Genomic DNA, 19,106 nt, shown 5'->3' on the forward strand with positions numbered 1-19,106 from the left:
CTCCATCGGCCGGGGCTCACCAGGGCCCGCCCCCCGGGCCCACCTCGACCACAGGGAGAAGACCATGAAGCTGCTGCGAGTCGGTCCGGCGGGTGCCGAGCGTCCCGCCCTGCTCGACCAGGACGGAACCCTGCGCGACCTGTCCGCCCTGGTCGACGACGTCGACGGCGGCCTGCTCGCCGACGCGTCCGCACTCGACCGGATACGGGGCGCCCTCGCCGCCGGTGTGCTGCCCGCCCTCGACGCGACCGGGCTGCGGATCGGGCCGCCGGTCGGCCGGATCGGCAAGGTCGTGTGCATCGGGCTGAACTACCACGGCCACGCCGCCGAGACCGGCCAGGCCACCCCGGCCGAACCGGTCGTGTTCCTCAAAGCCGCCGACACCGTCGTGGGCCCCGACGACACCGTGCTCGTACCGCGCCGCAGCACCAAGACGGACTGGGAGGTCGAGCTGGCCATCGTCATCGGCCGTACCGCCCGCTACCTGGAGTCCGACGAGCAGGCCCTCGCCCACATCGCCGGCTACGCGGTCGCCCACGACGTCTCCGAGCGCGAGTTCCAGATCGAGCGCGGCGGCACTTGGGACAAGGGCAAGAACTGCGAGACCTTCAACCCGCTCGGCCCGTGGCTGGTCACCGCCGACGAGGTGCCCGACCCGCAGGCGCTCTCGCTCAAGCTCTGGGTCAACGGCGAGCTGAAGCAGGACGGGAACACCTCCGACCAGATCTTCCCGGTCGCGGAGGTCGTACGGTACGTCAGCCAGTTCATGACCCTGTACCCCGGCGACATCATCAACACCGGTACGCCGGGGGGCGTCGCGATGGGGCAGCCGGAGCCGAAGCCGTACCTGCGCGCCGGTGACGTCGTGGAGCTGGAGATCGAGGGGCTCGGGCGCCAGCGCCAGGAGCTCAAGGACGCGTAGCCGTAGCCCTAGCCGTAGCCGTAACTCCGGCTATCGGGGCAGGTCGCCGAGCAGTCGCGTCAGCGCTTCGACCACCATCGCGTGGTCCTCGGCCTGCGGCAGCCCCGACACGGTGACCGAGCCGATCACCCCCGCGCCCTCGACCGCGATCGGGAACGAACCGCCGTGCGCGGCGTACCGGTCGGGGTCGAGGCGCGAGGACTGCTCGAACGTCGTGCCCTTGGCCCGGAAGCGGGCGCCGACGAGGAACGAGCTCTCGCCGTACCGCTCGACGACCCGCCGCTTGCGGTCGATCCACGCGTCGTTGTCCGCGCTCGACCCCGGCAGCGCGCAGTGGAAGAGCTGCTGCGCGCCGCGCCGGATGTCGATCGCGACGGGCGCGCGGCGCCCGCGCGCAAGGCCGACGAGAATGCCGCCGAGCGTCCAGGCGTCGTCGTACGTGAAGCGGGGGAGGGTCAGCTTCCGCTCCTGGGCCTCCAGCGTGGCGACCTCGCTCACAGCGTCACCGTGATTCCCTCGCGGGCGGAGCGCTTCGCCGCCTCCAGGACGTCGAGCGCGGCCGCCGCCTCGTGGGCGGTGACCGGGTTCTCGCCGGCGCCGCGCAGGGCGGCGGCGACGCCCGCGTAGTACGCCGGGTAGTCGCCCGGCAGGGTCTCGACCGGCGTACCGCCGCCGGTGAGCGGGGACTCGCCGGCGCCGAGGGCGCCCCACATCGACTCCGGCTCCACGCCCCACGGCGTCCCCGGTGCCGGACGCAGCCCCTCGCGCAGGGCGGCCTCCTGAGGGTCGAGGCCGTACTTCACGTATCCCGCCCGGGAGCCGAGGACGCGGAAGCGGGGGCCGAGCTGGGCGGTGGTGGCGCTCACGTAGAGGTGCGAGCGGACGCCGTTCGCGTGCGTGATCGCGAGGAACGTGTCGTCGTCGGCCTCCGCGCCCGGGCGGCGGACGTCCGATTCCGCGTAGACGCGCACGGCGGGGCCGAACAGGACGAGCGCCTGGTCGACGACGTGGCTGCCAAGGTCGTACAGCAGGCCGCCGATCTCCTCCGGTGCGCCGGACTCGCGCCAGCCGCCCTTGAGCTGCGGGCGCCAGCGCTCGAACCGGGACTCGAAGCGCTGGACGTCTCCGAGCGCGCCGTCCGCGAGGAGGGCGCGGAGAGTGCGGAAGTCGTTGTCCCAGCGGCGGTTCTGGAAGACGGAGAGGAGCAGGCCCCGCTCCTCGGCGAGGGCGGCGAGCGCGCGCGCCTCGGCGGCGGTCCCGGCGACCGGCTTGTCCACGACGACGGGGAGACCTGCCTCGAGCGCGGCGGTGGCGACCGGGACGTGCGTCTTGTTCGGGGAGGCGGCGACGATCAGATCCAGCTCGTCCGCCCGCGCCCACAGCTCGTCGGGCGACGCCGCCACCCGGACCCCCGGGTACGCGGCGCGGGCCTGCGCCTGGCGCTCCGGGTTTCCGGTCGTGACCGTGTCGAGGACGAGGCCCTCGGTGGCGCTGATCAGCGGGGCGTGGAAGACGGAGCCCGCGAGGCCGTAGCCGACGAGTCCGACGCGGAGGGGGGCGGGGTCGGTGCCAGTCATGGAACCACTTAAGCAACGCTGTTGCCAAAGTGCAAGCGAGGGGGACAATGGCCTCGTGAACAGGCGTGTGAGGGATGTAGGGGATGCACGGGGTGTACGGGGTGTGGTGGGAGCCGGGGCCGGGGGAGCGGGATCGGGAGTGGTCGGGGGAGCGGGCGGGGTGAACCTGCCGGCCCTGCGCAGCCACAACGCGGCGCTCGTGCTCGATCTGCTGCGTACGGCGGGCGAGGACGGGATCAGCCGTCTGGAGCTGGCGGAGCGGACCGGCCTCACCCCGCAGGCGGTCAGCAAGATCACGGCCAGGCTGCGGGGGGAGGGGCTGGCCCGGGAGGCCGGCCACCGCGCGTCCACCGGTGGCAAGCCCCGTACGGTCCTGCGACTGGTGCCGTCGGCGGCGTACGCGGTCGGCGTGCACCTGGACCGCGACGAGCTGACGGCGGTCCTCGTGGACCTCGCGGGCGTACGGGTCGCCAGGCGGCGCACCTCGCTCGACCTGGGGGCGGGCGTGGACGTGGTGCTCGACGCGATCGAGGCGGAGGTCGAGGCCCTGCGGTCGGCGGCCGGGACGGGGGCGGGGGCGGCGGCAGCGGTGGTGGCGGGGGAGACGATGGCGTCGCGGGAGACGGTGGTGGGGGCCCCGAGCCCGGCTCCCGCCCCGGCCCCTGCTCCCGCCCCGGGCCCCGCCACAGCCCCCGCCCCGGCCCCCGCCCCGGCCCCCGCCCAGGGCCCCGACCCCGCCCTCCTCGGGGTCGGGGTCGCGATGCCCGGGCCGCTCGATCACCTCAGCGGGACTCCCGGGCGGGTCACCGGCCATCCGGAGTGGGAGGGGGTGCCGCTGCGGGACGAGCTCGTGCGGCGGCTCGGTCTGCCCGTCGAGCTCGACAAGGACACCAACGCCGCCGCCCTCGGACTCGCCCTCCGCGCCCCCGCCCCCGACTCGTTCGCCTATCTCCACCTCGGTACGGGCCTCGGCTCCGGTCTCGTCCTCGGCGGCGCCCTGCACCGAGGGGCCAGGACGGGGGCGGGGGAGTTCGGGCACCAGACCGTTCAGCTCGACGGACCTCCCTGCGGCTGCGGGGGGCGCGGCTGCCTGGAGGTCCTGTGCCTGGCGGCCGTCGCCCGCGGCGACCTTCCCGAGGCGGCGCGCATCCTCGGCACCGGCGCCGCCAATCTCGTACGGCTCCTCGACATCGACCGTGTCGTCCTCGGCGGCCGGGCCGTCCTCGCCGCCCCCGAGGAGTTCGCCCGCGGTACGCGCGAAGTGCTCGCAGGACTCGGCCTCGCGGCGGGAGTGGCCGTCACCCCGTACGCCGTCGCGGAGGGCGCGGCCCAGCTCATCCTCGCTCCGATCTTCGGAAAATAGGCTGATCGGGCGGTCGTACGGGCCGTTCGAGGGTGGCCGCCGCGTCGCTCCCCGGCCCGGGCGGATCCCCGTGGAAGCGTCGCGGCCGTCCCGTACGCCCGCGAGCAGCAAAGGCACCCGCCCATGCGACGACCCACGCGACTGCGCGACGCCCTCGCCCTCGGTGCGACCGCGGCGACCACGGCGACCACGGCCGGAACCGCCGTCCTCGCACTCGCCTGCCCCCCGGCCGCCGCCGCTTCCCCTGCTGCCTCCGCCGCCGCTTCCGCCGCCATGGGGCCGGGGCCGAGCCCCCACCCCGCCTCCCGGCCCGGCGCCGAACGCGGGGCCAAGCCCCCCACCTGTGGCAAGGCGACCGACCCCGACTTCCCCATCGACACTCGGATCCACGGCGGCCCCACCGCGTACGTCCCCGGCGGCGCCCCCCGCTCCTTCGCCGTCGACCTCACCAACACCACCGCCCAGCCCTGCCGCGGCATCCATCCGGTCCTCGCCCTCGCCGACCGCGACCACGTGCTCCGACCCGCGCAGATCCGGCTCGACTTCTACGACCCCGAGGCCCGCCGCTGGCTGCCCGTCCCCTTCGAAGAGACCGAGGAGGACGAGAACGTCGGCGTCTTCACCGGCTTCCCGGGCTTCGAGGTTCCGGCGCGCGCCACGCTCACCGTCCCCCTCCGCCTCGCCTTCCGCGCCGACACCGCTCCGAACGAGGTGGTCGCCGGCGCGGCGGTCGTTCAGCGCCGGGGCGACGACGGCGACTGGGTCGGCGAGTCCGGCGACTACCGCCTCACGATCGGCCCCGACAGTTCCGGCAACCCGGACCAGGACCAGGACCTGGACCTGGAAGAGCGCCCGGACACGGACGTCGGCAAGGAGACGGCCCCGGACGCGGAGAAGGAGACCGAGGGGGCGACGCCGCCCGGATCGATTGTTCCGCCACGGGGCGACACCGGCCTGCCGCCCACCTCCCAGCGCCCTGAACTCGCCCAGACCGGCGACGAGTCGGTCACCGCCACTCTCGCCCCCGTCGCCGGTGCCCTCCTCCTCGCCGGCGCCGCGCTGATGATCGTTACCTGCCGCAGGCTGTCCCACCGCGGCGGCGGTCGCCCCCGCCCCTGACCCGCCCCAAGGCCTCCCGCCTGCCCCCGACCCCCGACACCCGACCCCCGCCAGGCCACCCTCCGTACACCTCCCCGTTCATTCGCGTCTGGCAGCATCGCCGAGTGGACTACCCGAACGACCAGGCACCCGGCGCCCCCGTCCGCTCCGGCATCCCGGAGCACGGCCGCATCCCGAAGTACTACGCCGTGAAGGCGAAAGTCGCCTCGCTCATAGACGAGTTGGGCGAGGGCGGCCTCCTGCCCACCGAGCGGGATCTCGCCCTGCGGTACGAGGTCTCCCGGGAGACCGTCCGGCAGGCGCTCCGCGAGCTGCTGCTCGAAGGGCGGCTGCGCCGCCAGGGGCGGGGCACGGTCGTCGCCGGGCCGAAGCTGGAGCAGCCGCTCTCCCTCGCCAGTTACACCGAGGGCGTGCGCCGCCAGGGCCGGCGGCCCGGACGTACCCTCATCTCGCTCGACCGCTTCCCCTGCCCCGACGCCCTCGCGCCCGAGATCGGGGTCCGGCGCGGTGAGAGCGTCTGGCACATGGAGCGCGTGCTCCTCGCCGACGACGAGCGCGTCGGCCTGGAGAGCACGTACGTCTCCGAGGCCCGCATCCCCCGCCTCGACAGCGACTTCGACCCCGACTCCTCCTTCTACGCCTATCTCCACGACAAGCTGGGCATCGCGTTCGGCGACGCCGACGAGCGGATCGAGACCGTGCTCGCCACCCCGCGCGAGGCCCTCCTCATCGGCACCCCGCCGGCCCTGCCGATGCTGCTGATCCACCGCCTCTCCCGGGACACCGCCGGCCACCCCCTGGAACGCGTCCGCACCCTCTACCGCGGCGACCGCTTCAGCTTCACCGCCCACCTGGGCGCGCGGGCCTGAACTCCCCATGGCCCGGACGCAGATCACGAAAAGGATCACGAGAAGATAACGGGTCTAGGCCATCCTTGTCGGGCCGTTCACCGTCTCGTTGCCCGCCGGATCCGTCCGGGCCACCCGCCCCCAGGAGCGTGACGGTCATGAAGGTGATCGTCGTAGGAGCCGGCGTGGTGGGAACCATGCACGCCTGGCACGCAGTGGAACGCGGCCACGAGGTCGTACACATCGAGCGTGAGGCCGAGGCGCGCGGGGCCTCGCTCCGCAACTTCGGCCAGATATGGGTGAGCGGCCGCGCCGGCGGGGAGGAGCTGGACACAGCGCTGCGCGCCCGTGAACTCTGGGAGGGCGTCGGCGCCCGCGTCCCCCGCCTCGGCTTCCGGGCGATCGGCTCCCTCACCCCCGTACGCAACGCGCTCGAACTTGCCGTCGCCGAGGCGGCCCTGGCCCGTCCCGACGCCGCCGCCCGCGGCTACAAGCTGCTGACCGCCGACGAGGCCCGGCACGTCAACCCGGCCCTGCGCGGGGAGTTCAACGCCGCTCTGTTCTGCGAGCGGGACGCGGCCGTCGAGCCGCGCACCGCCCAACTCGCCCTGCGGGAGGCGCTGCTCGCCACAGGGAAGTACACCTTCCTGCCGGAGCGCGAGGTGCGGGACGTGGTCGGCGAGCACGCGGTACGCGACGACCGCGGCGAGACCCACACCGGGGACGCCGTCGTCCTCTGCACCGGCGCCGCGCTCTCCGGCCTCGTCCGCGAGATCGCCGGCGAGATCCCGGTCCGCCGGGTCCGGCTGCAGATGATGCAGACCGCCCCACTGGGCGAACCGCTCACCACCTCCGTCGCCGACGCCGACTCCTTCCGCTACTACCCGGCGTACGCCTCCGAGGCGCTCGACGCGCTCAACGCCGGGCAGGCGCAGGACCCGACCGCCGCCGCCCACAAGATGCAGCTCCTGATGGTGCAGCGGCTCGACGGCGGGCTGACCATCGGCGACACCCACGAGTACGAGCACCCCTTCGCCTTCGACACGGTCGAGGACCCCTACGAGCACCTCACCCGCGTCGTCGAGTCGTTCCTCGGCCGCCCGCTGCCGAAGATCCGGCGCCGCTGGGCCGGGGTGTACGCGCAGTGCACCGACACCGGCCGGGTCGTGCACCGGCAGCGGGTCCGCGACGGCGTGTGGCTGGTGACGGGACCCGGCGGACGCGGCATGACCTGCTCGCCCGCCATAGCCGAGACGACCGCGAACGAACTGGGCTGGTGACAACCGTGAACAAGCAGCAGCAGAAGCAGCAGAAGCCGCAGAATCAGCAGAAGCGGCAGCAGCACAACCTCGTCGTCCTGGACATGGCCGGCACCACCGTCGCCGACGGCGGCCTCGTCGAGCAGGCCTTCACCGCCGCCGCCGAGCGCCTCGGCGAGGACCCCGCCACGATGATCGACTACGTCCGCGCCACCATGGGCGAGTCCAAGATCTCCGTCTTCCGCCACCTCTTCGGCGGCGACGAGAACCGCGCCCAGCAGGCCAACCTCGCCTTCGAGGAGGCGTACGGCGAACTGGTCGCCGGTGGCCGGATCGCCCCCATACCGGGCGCGGCCGAGGCGATCGCCGAGCTGAAGGCCCAGGGCAGGACCGTCGTCCTCACCACCGGGTTCGCCCGCGTCACCCAGGACGCCATCCTCGACGCGCTCGGCTGGCACGACCTGGTCGAACTGACCCTCTGCCCGGCGGACGCGGGCGGCCGGGGTCGCCCCTACCCCGACATGGTCCTCGGCGCCTTCCTCCGTACGGGCGCCGTGGACGACGTCCGGCAGGTCGTGGTCGCGGGCGACACCTCGTACGACATGCTCAGCGGCGTCCGGGCCGGGGCCGGGATCGTGGCGGGCGTACTGACCGGTGCCCACGACGAGGGCGGGCTGACGGGCCACGGCGCCACGCACGTGCTGGCGTCGGTCGCCGAACTGCCCGCGCTGCTTGAGGAGTCGCTGCTCGAGGAGTCGCCGTTCGGGGAGCCGCTGCTCGGGGAGTCCGGCGCATGACCAGCGGCATCCGCTTCGACGCCGTCACCGTCGCGTACGGTCGGCACACCGTCCTGGACGCGCTCGACCTCACCGTCGAGCCGGGCGAGGTCATGGCGCTGCTCGGGCCCTCCGGCTCCGGGAAGACGACCGCGCTGCGGGCCGTCGCGGGCTTCGTCCAGCCCGTCTCCGGCCGCGTCTTCATCGGCGACCGCGACGTCACGGGCCTTCCGCCGTACCGGCGGGGGATCGGCATGGTCGTCCAGCAGTACGCCCTCTTCCCGCACATGCGGGTCGAGGCCAATGTCGAATTCGGCCTGAAGGCACAGAAGGTGGCCAAGGCCGAGATCCCCGGGCGGGTGGCCGAGGCCCTGGAGATGACCGGGATGGCCGCCTACGCCAAGCGGTACCCGCGCGAGTTGTCCGGCGGACAGCAGCAGCGGGTCGCCATCGCCCGGGCGCTCGCGATCCGGCCGAACGTCCTGCTGCTCGACGAGCCGCTGTCCGCGCTCGACGCGCAGCTGCGCTCGGGGATGCTGGCGGAACTGGCCCGTCTGCATCGGGAGTTGCCCGACGTCTCCATCCTGTACGTCACCCACGACCAGGTCGAGGCGCTGACCCTCGCCGACCGGATCGCGGTCATGGACAAGGCCCGGCTCCAGGACTGCGGCACGCCCCAGGACCTCTACCGCCGTCCGCGTACGGAGTTCACGGCGTCGTTCGTCGGCAACGCGAACCTGCTGCCGGTGACGGTGGGGGCGGACGGGGTCGCCTTCGGGGGCGTCACGCTCAAGGTCCCCGTCCCCGTCGCCGACGCGGCGCCGGGCGCGAGCGCCACGCTGTGCGTCCGCCCGCACCTCGTGGGCCTCGGCGACGGCCCGAACGCGCTGCGGGGCCGTATCGCCGAGGTGCAGTGGCGGGGGTCGACGCACCGGCTGTACGTGGAGGTGGGGGACGGCCACCGCGTGAAGGCGGACGTGCGGGAGCTGCGGGAGACCCCGGCGCTCGGCGACGAGGTCACACTGCACTTCACCCCCGAGGACGCGGTGCTGCTGGGGGCCGGGGTGACCGATGGCTAGTCCTGCGGAGCCGGTCATGAAGGCTGAGCGGGGCCGTGGGGTTGTGCCCACCCGTTCCGCCCCTGCGGAACGTATGCCCACAACGGGTTCCCAACGAGTGCGACGGTCCACGCCCGTGTGGCTCTGGGCCCTTCCGCCCGTCGCCGTGCTCGCGGTCGTCTTCCTCTACCCCCTCGCCCTCGTCGTCCAGGAGTCCCTCGCCCCCGGCGCGTACGCCGACGTCTTCTCCTCCGTGGCGTTCCGCGAAGCGCTCCTCACCACCGTGTGGCTCGCCGTCGCCGCCACCGCCGGCTGTCTCGTCCTCGGGTTCGTGCTCGCGCTCGTCATCGCGTTCGTGCCCTTCCCCGGCGGGAAGGCCGTGTCGAAGTTCATCGACGTCTTCCTCTCCTTCCCGTCCTTCCTGATCACGCTCGCCCTGCTGTTCCTCTACGGCACGGTCGGCATGGCCAACGGAGTCTGGACGGACGTCACCGGCGCCCCCACCGGCCCCTTCCAGTTCCTGACCACCCCCTGGGGCGTCCTCCTCGCGGAGATCACGTACTTCACGCCCTTCGTCATGCGCCCCCTCCTCGCCGCCTTCTCCCAGATGGAGACCGCGCAACTGGAGGCGGCGTCCTCGCTCGGCGCCAGGCCGCCGCGCATCGTCCGGCAGGTGATCCTGCCCGAGGCGCTGCCCGCCCTCGCCGCCGGCGGCAGCCTCGTCCTCGTCATGTGCCTCAACGAGTTCGGGATCGTCCTGTTCACCGGCGCCAAGGGCGTGACGACCCTCCCGATGCTCGTCTACGGCAAGGCCATCCTCGAGTCCGACTACGCCGCCGCCTGCGTGGTCGCCGTCGTCAACGTCGTGATCTCCGTGGGCCTCTACGGCCTCTACCGGGTGGTGAGCCGTCGTGCTGGTGCATAGCCGTACGGGCAGGTGGACGGCGTGGGCCGGCTTCGCGGTCCTCTTCGTGCCGCTCTTCGCCGTGCCCCTCCTCGTCATCCTGGCCGCCTCGTTCTCCACGAACTGGTCCGGCGCCTTCCCCTCCGGGCCCACCGCCGAGCACTACACGGCGGCCGTGCGCGGCGAATCCCTCCAGGCACTCACCACCAGCCTGGTCACCGCCGTCACCGCGAGCCTCCTCGCGCTGGCCCTCGGCACCTGGGCGGCGCTCGCCGCCGCGGCGATGCGCAGGCGGGGCCGCAGGCTCCTCGACGCGCTGTTCATGCTGCCGGTCGCGGTGCCCTCGGTGGTCGTCGGCCTCGCCGTGCTGGTCGCCTTCTCGCAGCCGCCCGTGCTCCTGAACGGCACGCGCTGGATCGTGATCCTCGCGCACACCGTTCTTGTCACGGCGTTCGCCTACCAGTCGGTCTCGGCCGCCATTCTCCGTCTGGACCCGATGTACGAGCAGGCGGCGGCCAGCCTCGGCGCCCGCCCGTCGTACGTCCTGCTGCGGGTGAAGTTGCCGCTCCTGCTGCCGTCCCTGAACGCGTCCGCCGGGCTCTGCTTCGCCCTGTCCATGGGCGAGTTGAGCGCCACGATGATGCTCTACCCGCCGGACTGGATGCCGCTGCCGGTGCTCATCTTCACCGCCACGGACCGCGGCTCCCTCTTCACCGGCTCGGCGCTCGCCGTGGTCCTCATGGCCGCGACCCTGCTCGTCCTGCTCGCCGTCTCCCGTATCCGCACCAAGGCTTCCTTCCGCTGAACCCCCAGCGAATCCCCAAGGAGAGAACGACGTCATGCGCACGATGTCCCAGCACCTCAAGCCGATCGCCGCCGTCACCGGCAGCCTCGCCCTCGCCGCCTCCCTCACCGCCTGCGGCGGCTCCTCCGCCGCCTCCGACGAGAAGATCGTCACCGTCTACAGCGCCGACGGCCTCAAGGGTGAGAAGGGCGACGGCTGGTACGACAGGGTCTTCGCTGACTTCGAGAAGCAGACCGGCATCAAGGTCAAGTACGTCGAGGGCGGCTCCGGCGAGATGGTCCAGCGCGCCGTCCGCGAGAAGAACAACACACAGGCCGACGTCATCGTCACCCTGCCGCCCTTCATCCAGCAGGCCGACTCCAAGGGGCTGCTCCAGTCGTACGAGCCGAAGGGCTCCGACCAGGTCGGCGGGGGCGACAAGGCCGGCGACGGCAAGTGGACCTCGGTCGTCAACAACTACTTCGGCTTCATCCACAACAAGAAGGAGCTGCCCCAGGCCCCCAAGACCTGGGAGGAGCTCCTCGACGCGAAGTACAAGAACAGGCTGCAGTACTCCACCCCCGGCGTCGCGGGCGACGGCACGGCCGTGGTCATCAAGGCGATGCACGACTTCGGCGGCCAGGAGCCGGCCATGGAGTACCTGAAGAAGCTCCAGGCCAACAACGTCGGCCCGTCCTCCTCCACCTCCAAGCTCGCCCCCAAGGTCGACAAGGGCGAGATCCTCGTCGCCAACGGCGACGTCCAGATGAACTTCGCCCAGTCCAGGTCCATGCCGAACCTCGCCATCTGGTTCCCGGCCAAGGACGGCGGCAAGCCGACCACCTTCGCCCTGCCGTACGCCGCCGGACTCGTGAACAAGGCCCCGCACAGCGAGAACGGCAAGAAGCTGCTCGACTTCATGCTCGGCGAGCAGGCCCAGCGCCAGGTCAGCGAGATCGGCGGCGGCTTCCCCGCCCGCAAGGACGTCAAGGCCACCGACGCCAACGCCATCGAGCTGGCCAGGCTGATGGAGGGCGTCGAGATCTTCGAGCCGGACTGGGCCGACATCGACAAGAACCTCAAGACGTACATCGACGCGTGGAAGACCGCCACCGGAAGCTAACCGCGCGCTTCCAAGAGTTCACCGCACGGCTCTGGCGCGAGCCGGAAGTGTCGCGGAAACATAACGGGTACGGACCAAGGGTCAACGCCCCTGAGCAGTCAGGGGCGTTGGCGTCCCCCCGCCCCGCACTTTCTCACCCTTCCACGGAGGATCCGAGATGCCGACCCCCGGCATGTCCCGCCGCACCGTGCTCGCCGCCACCGGTGCCACCGCGGCCCTCGCCGCCACGGGCGCGATCGCCGCCCCCGCCGCCCACGCCACCACCGCCGCCCCCACGCTCCCCAACGGCACGAGCAAGGACAAGGTGCTCGTCATAGGGATGGACGGCCTGCGGTACGACAGGATCGACGCCGCCAAGGCGCCGCACCTCAAGGCGATGATGGCGAACGGGACCTACGGCCTTTCCCTGCTGTACGCCAACCCGATGGCCGCGACCTCCTCCGGCCCCGGCTGGTCCACCATCTCCACCGGCGTCTGGCCCGACAAGCACGGCGTGAAGGACAACACCTTCACCGGCAAGAACTACACCCGGTACCCCGGCTTCCTCGCCCGCCTCGCGCAGGTCCGGCCCGAGCTGTCCACGTATGCCGCCGTCGACTGGAAGCCGCTGGACACCCAGGGCACCGTCACCACCGGCGCCGACGCCAAGCTCGTCCTCGACGGCGACCGCGACGGCTACGTGGCCCACGACGCCACCATCGCCGACGAGGCCGAATCCATCCTGCGGAACCAGAACCCGGACGTCCTGTTCGTCTACTTCGGCCAGTCCGACATCGTCGGCCACAACTCCGGTGCGGGGAGCCAGGCGTACCTCGACGTCATCGGCGTCCAGGACACGTACGTCGGCCGGTTGTGGACGGCCATCAAGGCGCGCCCCTCCTACGCCACCGAGCGCTGGACGGTCATCGTCACCACCGACCACGGCCATGTCGACGCCGGCGGCCACGGCGGCTCCTCCATCGAGGAGCGCCGCACCTTCGTCCTCGCCCAGGGCCCGGGCATCGCCGCCGGCGCCCGCCCCATCGACACCCGCCTCGTCGACGTCGCCGCCACCGTCTTCCACCAGCTCGGCATCACACCCGACCCCTCCTGGGGCCTGGACGGCAAGCCGATCCAGCAGCGCTCCACCGACCCGTTCGACGCGCTGTACGGCTCGCTCTCCGGCCGCGTCGACGAGACCGGCATCCCCGCCGGCGTCCTCGGCTTCACCCACACCGCGCCCAGCGGCTGGTCCGTCATCAACAACGCCATGGGCACCGGCGGCGTGACCGAGTGGCGCGGCTGGGCCTTCGCCACCGACGAGTTCTGGTCCCGCACCCAGCGCGACCAGTCCCGCGAGCTGAACATCCGCTCCCGCGGCGTCTTCGCCGTCGCCGACTCCGACGAGTGGGCCGACAAGACCTTCTCCGGTACGTACGACTCGACCCTGGTCACCCCGGCGTACAGCGTCTCGGGCGCGTCGCGGGTCATCCTCGACTTCACCACCTTCTACCGCCAGGAGGGCAGCCAGAGCGCCCAGGTGCTCGTCTCCTTCAACGCGGGCACGCCGACCCTCGTCAAGAGCTACACCGCCGACGTCGTCTCCCAGCCCCAGTCCCTCACCGTCGCCGTCCCCACCGGCGCCTCAAGCGTCAGCTTCCGCTTCCGCTACACGGGGTCCAACAACTGGTACTGGGTGATCGACGGGGTCAAGGTCACCACTTCCTGATTAGGGTGGGGGCGTCGCCACAGCGCTGTCGCGGCGCCCCCCAGCACACCGCACGTTGTTTGTACGGCAGGAGTCCCCGCACATGGCAGAGCGCAAGCCGATCGAATCCTGGCTCACCGACATGGACGGCGTCCTCATCCACGAGGGTGTCCCGATCCCCGGCGCGGACGCCTTCATCAAGAAGCTGCGGGAGACCGGGAAGCCGTTCCTGGTCCTCACGAACAACTCGATGTACACGGCCCGCGACCTGCACGCGCGCCTCGCCCGCATGGGCCTGGACGTGCCGGTGGAGAACATCTGGACCTCGGCGCTCGCGACCGCCCAGTTCCTCGACGACCAGCGCCCCGGCGGCACGGCGTACGTCATCGGCGAGGCGGGACTGACCACCGCGCTGCACGACATCGGTTACGTCCTGACCGACCACGCCCCCGACTACGTGGTCCTCGGTGAGACCAGGACGTACTCCTTCGAGGCCATGACCAAGGCGGTCCGGCTGATCAACGCCGGCGCCCGGTTCATCTGCACCAACCCGGACGAGACCGGCCCCTCCCTCGAGGGCCCGCTCCCGGCCACCGGCTCCGTCGCCGCGCTGATCACGAAGGCCACCGGCAAGGACCCGTACTTCGCGGGCAAGCCGAACCCGCTGATGATGCGCACCGGGCTCAACGCGATCGGCGCCCACTCGGAGTCGAGCGCCATGATCGGCGACCGGATGGACACGGACATCCTCGCCGGACTCGAGGCGGGCATGCAGACCTTCCTGGTGCTCACCGGCCTGACAGGCATGGCGGAGGTGGACCGCTACCCGTTCCGCCCCTCCAAGATCGTCGACTCGATCGCCGACATCGTGGACCGGGTCTGACCCGACCGGCGTGCTGCGGCGCCCCTGCGGATGCGAAACGACCGGAACCGGGTGACCCTGCCACTATCAGGAGGTCACGATGCGTTCAGGTCCCATTGCTCTTCGTGCCGCAGGGGCGGCGGCCCTGCTGGTACTGGCACCCACGGCCGGTACCGCGTCCGCCCACGACGGGGTGAAGGTCACCGTCACGCCGTCCACCGCCAAGCCGGGAGCGCATGTCGACATCCGCGTCCAGGGCTGCAAGGGCACGAGGGGCGCGGCCACGTCCAAGGCGTTCGCCGCCGAGGCCGAGCTCACCGGCCGTGACGGGGGCGACTTCCCGCTGTTCGGCACCACCAGGATCAAGCCGGGGCTCGGCGAGGGTACGTACAAGGTGGGCGTGACCTGCGACGGTCACGACCACAAGGGCGTCGCCACGATCCGGGTCCCGCACCACAAGCCGGAGCCGACGCATCACAAGCCGCCGCCGACGCATCACAAGCCCTCGCATCACCCGACCCCGTTCGCCCCGGTCCGGGCCGGGGGCGGCGGCGCGGCCATGGCCGTACCGGCGGGACCGGTGGCACCCGGCGTCGCCCAGACCGCGAGCGAGAGCGGCCTCGGCACCCCGTACACCCTCGTCGGCCTGGGGATGGCCGCCGTCGCCGCGGTGGCCGTCGCCTTCCGCAGCGCGCGCCGCGGCCGGACCGACTCCGCCCCGGGCGCTGACTGACCATGCCCTCCGGACCCGGACCCGGACGCGGCCCTGGAACCCGTCCGGCGGGCACCGGACGGATGACGACCGGTGTGGCCTGGGCGGTCCTGCTCCTGGCGCTGTGGCTCTGGGGCCGGGAGATCACCGACGGCCCCGGCGGCAGCTCGGCGCCGGCCCACGGCGACATCGCCGCCGTCGGCCGCCCCCTCGGCGTCCCGCTGCCCCCGGCGCACCGGCCCCTGAAGCCCGCGGAGCCCCGCCGGGTGGAGATCCCCTCGCTCGGCGTCACGGCGCCAGTGGTCGGGCGCGGCCTCGACCGTACGGGAGCGGTGGACCCGCCGCCGTACGAGATGCCCCACTCGGTCGGCTGGTTCCGTACCGGCACGCGGCCGGGAGCCGAGGGCGCCGCGCTCTTCGTCGGGCACGTCGACACCGAGACCCGGCCCGCCGTCTTCTACGGCCTGAGCTCCGTCCGCCCGGGCGCCACCGTCCGGGTCACCCGCGCGGACGGCTCGGTCGCCGAGTTCACCGTCGACGACGTCCAGGTCTTCCCGCGGGAGCGGTTCGACGCGCGGAAGGTGTACGGACAGCGGGTGCCTGACCGCGCCGAGCTCCGCCTGATCACCTGCGGCGGCGCCTTCGACCGCACGACCGGTACGTACACGGCGAACGTGGTCGTCTCCGCCTATCTGACCGGTACCCGCTGAGCCCGCACGACCGAGGCCCCCTCACCGATGGTGAGGGGGCCTCGACTCTGCGTGCGCCGCCAGGGACTCGAACCCCGGACCCGCTGATTAAGAGTCAGCTGCTCTAACCAACTGAGCTAGCGGCGCCTGCTGACCTGCATAACTCTACCGGACGCCGACGGGTGCTCCCGACCATTGGTGGTCGCTTCCGGCCTGTCGGATGGTCCTTTCTTAGCTTCGATCCGTCAAAATGCGATTTGTCCAGACAGTTGAGACACTGACGCCCACTACAGCGCCAAAAGATCTTGACGAGTGTGGAGGGGAATCGCATGAGTGTGCCGGTCTTCGAGGAGTTCGAGCCCGCGGCCGACTGCGGCTGCGCGGGCTGCGCCCAGCAGCGGCGCGATCATGCCCTTGGCCTGCCCGTACGGGCAGGCGGTCACCCGGCGGCGCACGGAGCGCGCCGCGCGCTGGTCCTGGTGACGGCGGCGGGAGTGGTCCTGGGCGGGGGAGGGCCGAGCGCCTTCGCCCGTCCGCCGGACGCACGGCTCCCCGTCACCCCGGCGGACGTCACGGACCTGGCGAGCACGGTGGAGCTCTCGGAGCTCTCGGAGCTCTCGGAGTTGTCGGGCTTGTCGGAGTCCGCGGCTCCCGGTCCGGACACGCCGCAGGGCGGCACCGGCCCGCTGCACGGAGCACCGACCCCCGGCGCCACCCCGACGAACAGTCAGATCACCGTGGCATCCCTGCGGAAGACGACTCGCGCCGAGATCATCAACCGCGCCAAGCGGTGGGTGCGCGCCCAGGTCCCGTACTCCATGGGGAAGTACTGGTCGGACGGATACCGCCAGGACTGCTCCGGCTACATCTCGATGGCGTGGAACCTGCGCGGCAACGAGTGGACCGGCAGCCTCGACCGCTTCGGCGAGCGGATCGACCGCAGCGAGCTCCAGCCCGGCGACATCCTGCTCTTCCACAACCAGGCCGACCCGAGCAAGGGTTCGCACGTCACGATCTTCGGCGGCTGGACGGACTACACCCACACGTCGTACATCGCGTACGAACAGGCCAAGCCGCGCACGCGCAAGCAGGCGACGCCGCTGGCGTACTGGACGCACTCCGACCGCTATACGGCCTACCGCTACAAGGGGATCGTGAGCGCTGGTGGCGGCGCCGGGGGAGGTTCGTCGGCCCCGGTCGCTTTTCCGGGCGCGTCGAAGTTCGGGCCCGGCGCGAACAACGCGCACGTGACCCGGCTCGGGAAGCTGCTCATCCAGCGCGGCGGCAAGACGTACTACAGCCAGGGGCCCGGGCCGCGCTGGAGCGAGGCGGACCGCCGGGCGACCCAGGCGTTCCAGCGGGCGCAGGGCTGGAAGGGCAAGGAGGCGGACGGGCTGCCGGGCCCGCACACCTGGCGGCTGCTGGTGGCCGGCCAGGGCAGGAGCATCGGCGGTTCGAGTGGTTCGAGCGGCCCGAGCGCGAATGCGCCGGGGTTCCCCGGGCGTGGCTACTTCCGTCCGGGCCGCTCCAACGCATATGTGGAGAAGCTGGGCAAACAGCTGGTGAAGCGGGGCTACGGCAAGCACTACCTGTCGGGTCCCGGTCCGCGCTGGTCGGAGGCGGACCGTCGCAATGTCGAGGCGTTCCAGCGGGCGCAGGGGTGGCGGGGCGGCGCGGCCGACGGCTACCCCGGCCCGGAGACCTGGCGGCGCTTGTTCCGATGACCCCGAGATCATGAGGTGGACCGAATGACCCGATCGACCCCGAACCCGCTGGGCCCGATCCCAGGGGAATCCGGCGCGGCGGCCACACGCGACGCGGCCCGCACGGCCAGACGCCTGACCTCCGAACCCCGCCCGACAAGGCCGCGCCCCCCGAGCCCGGTCCCGCCTCCGGGCGCCGACGCGCAGCCGGGGGCGGGGCCCGTTGCGACTCCGGGTGCTGACGCGCAGCCGGGGCCGGGGCCCGTTGCGCCCCCGTCCGCCGACGTGGTCGCGGGTCCGGCCGCCGTCTCCGGCGAGGCGCGACCGGAGGTCTCGCCGGCCGGCGAGACCGGCCAGGTGCCCCCGGCCCAGGAGCCGCAGCCCGCCTCGGAGGCGGGCACGGTGGGTGTGGAGCCCACCGCGAGACCAACTCCGTCGGGCGGGGAACCCGCCACGGGCACGGCTTCGGCCGGTGCGGAGCCGGGCACGGGGGCGGTTTCGGTTGGTTCGGAGCCCGGTACCGGCCAGGCTCCGGCGGGCGGAGCCCCCCGCCCCGGCGCGGACGCCGGACCCGGATCGACCCGGGTCGGGCCGGACCCCGACACGACGACGGCCCTGGCAGGTTCGACGCCTGGCGCGGGTGCGCCTCCGGCAGGTGGAGCCCCCCGCCCCGGCGCGGACGCCGGACCCGGATCGACCCGGGTCGGGCCGGACCCCGGCACGGTCGGCTCGGCCCCCGGGCCGGATGCGCCTCCGGTAGGCGGAGCCCCCGGCCTCGGCGGGGACCCCCGCACCGGGTCGGCTTCGGCCGGTGCGGAGCCCGGCACGGCGACGGCCCCGGCGGGTTCGGCACCTGGCCCGGGCACGGCTCCGGGAGCCGGTAGTCCCCCTCCCGGTACGGCCGCCGCTGGTTCGACGCCCGGCGCGGGTGCGGCCCCGGCGGGAGTCCCTGGCCTCGGCGCGGATCCCCGCACCGCGTCGGCCCCGGCCGGCTCGACGCCTGGCGCGGCTACGGCTCCGGCAGGCGTAGCCCCCCGCCTCGGCGTGGATCCCTCCACCGCGTCGGCCCCGGCCGGCCTGAAGCCCGGCGCGGCAACGGGCCCGGTCGGTTCGACGCCCGGCGCGGCTACGGCTCCGGCAGTCGGAGGCCCCGGTACGGCCCCCGCCGGCTCGGGTGTCGCATCGGCGGCCGGTGGCGCCGGCCTGGGTACGGCCCCGGCCGGTTCAACGCCCGGCGGGGCTACGGCTCCGGCAGGCGGAGCCCCCCGCCTCGGAGCGGATCCCTCCACCGGGTCGGCTCCGGCAGGCCTGAAGCCCGGCGCGGCAACGGGCCCGGTCGGTTCGACGCCCGGCGCGGCTACGGCTCCGGCAGTCGGGGGCCCCGGTACGGCCCCCGCCGGCTCGGGTGTCGCATCGGCGGCCGGTGGCGGTGCGGATCCCGGCGCGGGTACGGGCGGAGGCCCCAGACTTGGCGGGGCTCCCCGCACCGGGTCGGCTCCGGCCGGTCCGGAGCCCGGCACGGCGACGACCCCGGCGGCTCCGGGAGCCGGTGGTCCCCGTCCAGGCTCGGACTCGGGCTCCGGTGTGGATCCGGCAGGCGGAGGCTCCGGCCCTGGTACGGCTCCGACAGGCGGAGGCGTCGGCCTCGGTACCGCCCCCGCCGGGTCAGTTGACGGCACGGCGGCGGCTTCGGGCCATTCCCACTCCGGGATCGATACCG

The 19,106-nt window shown here is 73.1% G+C and carries 17 protein-coding genes and 1 tRNA gene; 15 read left to right on the top strand and 3 right to left on the bottom strand.

What is annotated here, in order from left to right; genetic code table 11:
* Positions 1 to 64: 64 nt before the first annotated feature.
* Positions 65 to 922, top strand: a complete 858-nt coding sequence (locus tag ACF06X_RS00700) for a fumarylacetoacetate hydrolase family protein (RefSeq protein WP_392284995.1) — start codon at positions 65 to 67, stop codon at positions 920 to 922.
* 30 nt (positions 923 to 952) lie between these two features.
* Here ACF06X_RS00700 and ACF06X_RS00705 read toward each other — a convergent pair whose 3' ends face one another.
* Both ACF06X_RS00705 and ACF06X_RS00710 read right to left on the bottom strand, forming a co-directional pair.
* Complete coding sequence (locus ACF06X_RS00705; RefSeq protein ID WP_392284996.1) at positions 953 to 1,420, bottom strand: heme-degrading domain-containing protein; 468 nt, start codon at positions 1,418 to 1,420, stop codon at positions 953 to 955.
* Positions 1,417 to 2,499 carry a Gfo/Idh/MocA family oxidoreductase gene (locus tag ACF06X_RS00710; protein WP_392284997.1) on the bottom strand — a complete coding sequence of 361 codons (1,083 nt, stop codon included), beginning with the start codon at positions 2,497 to 2,499 and terminating at the stop codon, positions 1,417 to 1,419. Before ACF06X_RS00710 ends, ACF06X_RS00705 begins: the two co-directional genes overlap by 4 nt.
* 160 nt (positions 2,500 to 2,659) lie before the next feature.
* Between ACF06X_RS00710 and ACF06X_RS00715 the strand changes: the two genes are divergently transcribed.
* The 13 genes from ACF06X_RS00715 (at position 2,660) to ACF06X_RS00775 (ending at position 15,704) form a co-directional block, all read left to right on the top strand.
* Positions 2,660 to 3,862 carry an ROK family protein gene (locus ACF06X_RS00715; RefSeq protein ID WP_392284998.1) on the top strand — a complete coding sequence of 401 codons (1,203 nt, stop codon included), beginning with the start codon at positions 2,660 to 2,662 and terminating at the stop codon, positions 3,860 to 3,862.
* A 123-nt stretch (positions 3,863 to 3,985) separates the two neighbouring features.
* Entirely contained in the window at positions 3,986 to 4,981 is a 996-nt protein-coding gene (locus tag ACF06X_RS00720; RefSeq protein WP_392284999.1) for a hypothetical protein, read from the top strand.
* A gap of 104 nt (positions 4,982 to 5,085) precedes the next feature.
* A complete protein-coding gene (locus ACF06X_RS00725) occupies positions 5,086 to 5,850 on the top strand; it encodes a GntR family transcriptional regulator (RefSeq protein WP_392285000.1) in 765 nt (254 codons plus the stop codon).
* A 137-nt stretch (positions 5,851 to 5,987) separates the two neighbouring features.
* Entirely contained in the window at positions 5,988 to 7,109 is a 1,122-nt protein-coding gene (locus ACF06X_RS00730) for a TIGR03364 family FAD-dependent oxidoreductase (RefSeq protein WP_392285001.1), read from the top strand.
* 5 nt (positions 7,110 to 7,114) lie between these two features.
* Entirely contained in the window at positions 7,115 to 7,885 is a 771-nt protein-coding gene (locus ACF06X_RS00735; RefSeq protein WP_392285002.1) for a phosphonatase-like hydrolase, read from the top strand.
* Complete coding sequence (locus tag ACF06X_RS00740; RefSeq protein ID WP_392285003.1) at positions 7,882 to 8,943, top strand: ABC transporter ATP-binding protein; 1,062 nt, start codon at positions 7,882 to 7,884, stop codon at positions 8,941 to 8,943. Before ACF06X_RS00735 ends, ACF06X_RS00740 begins: the two co-directional genes overlap by 4 nt.
* Before the next feature lie 73 nt (positions 8,944 to 9,016).
* Positions 9,017 to 9,847: a 2-aminoethylphosphonate ABC transporter permease subunit gene (locus tag ACF06X_RS00745; RefSeq protein ID WP_392285004.1), complete on the top strand. Its 831-nt coding sequence runs from the start codon at positions 9,017 to 9,019 to the stop codon at positions 9,845 to 9,847.
* On the top strand, positions 9,834 to 10,631 hold the full coding sequence (locus tag ACF06X_RS00750) for an ABC transporter permease (protein ID WP_392285005.1): 798 nt from the start codon (positions 9,834 to 9,836) through the stop codon (positions 10,629 to 10,631). Before ACF06X_RS00745 ends, ACF06X_RS00750 begins: the two co-directional genes overlap by 14 nt.
* A 43-nt stretch (positions 10,632 to 10,674) precedes the next feature.
* Complete coding sequence (locus tag ACF06X_RS00755) at positions 10,675 to 11,733, top strand: 2-aminoethylphosphonate ABC transporter substrate-binding protein (RefSeq protein WP_392285924.1); 1,059 nt, start codon at positions 10,675 to 10,677, stop codon at positions 11,731 to 11,733.
* 157 nt (positions 11,734 to 11,890) lie between these two features.
* Positions 11,891 to 13,441 (top strand): alkaline phosphatase family protein, encoded by a 1,551-nt coding sequence (locus ACF06X_RS00760; protein WP_392285006.1) that lies wholly within the window; start codon positions 11,891 to 11,893, stop codon positions 13,439 to 13,441.
* An 82-nt stretch (positions 13,442 to 13,523) separates the two neighbouring features.
* Positions 13,524 to 14,303: an HAD-IIA family hydrolase gene (locus ACF06X_RS00765; protein WP_392285007.1), complete on the top strand. Its 780-nt coding sequence runs from the start codon at positions 13,524 to 13,526 to the stop codon at positions 14,301 to 14,303.
* Positions 14,304 to 14,382: 79 nt separating this feature from the next.
* Positions 14,383 to 15,015 carry a hypothetical protein gene (locus tag ACF06X_RS00770; RefSeq protein WP_392285008.1) on the top strand — a complete coding sequence of 211 codons (633 nt, stop codon included), beginning with the start codon at positions 14,383 to 14,385 and terminating at the stop codon, positions 15,013 to 15,015.
* Between the two features lie 2 nt (positions 15,016 to 15,017).
* Positions 15,018 to 15,704: a class F sortase gene (locus ACF06X_RS00775; RefSeq protein WP_392285009.1), complete on the top strand. Its 687-nt coding sequence runs from the start codon at positions 15,018 to 15,020 to the stop codon at positions 15,702 to 15,704.
* A 52-nt stretch (positions 15,705 to 15,756) separates the two neighbouring features.
* On the opposite strand, the gene ACF06X_RS00780 is transcribed toward ACF06X_RS00775, so the two are convergent.
* Positions 15,757 to 15,830: transfer RNA gene (locus ACF06X_RS00780), tRNA-Lys, on the bottom strand.
* A 182-nt stretch (positions 15,831 to 16,012) separates the two neighbouring features.
* Here ACF06X_RS00780 and ACF06X_RS00785 point away from each other — a divergent pair.
* Positions 16,013 to 17,407, top strand: coding sequence for a peptidoglycan-binding protein (locus tag ACF06X_RS00785; protein ID WP_392285010.1), 1,395 nt, complete (start codon positions 16,013 to 16,015; stop codon positions 17,405 to 17,407).
* Positions 17,408 to 19,106: the final 1,699 nt, after the last annotated feature.

The sequence above is a fragment of the Streptomyces sp. NPDC015346 genome (assembly GCF_043078785.1).
Lineage (GTDB): Bacteria > Actinomycetota > Actinomycetes > Streptomycetales > Streptomycetaceae > Streptomyces.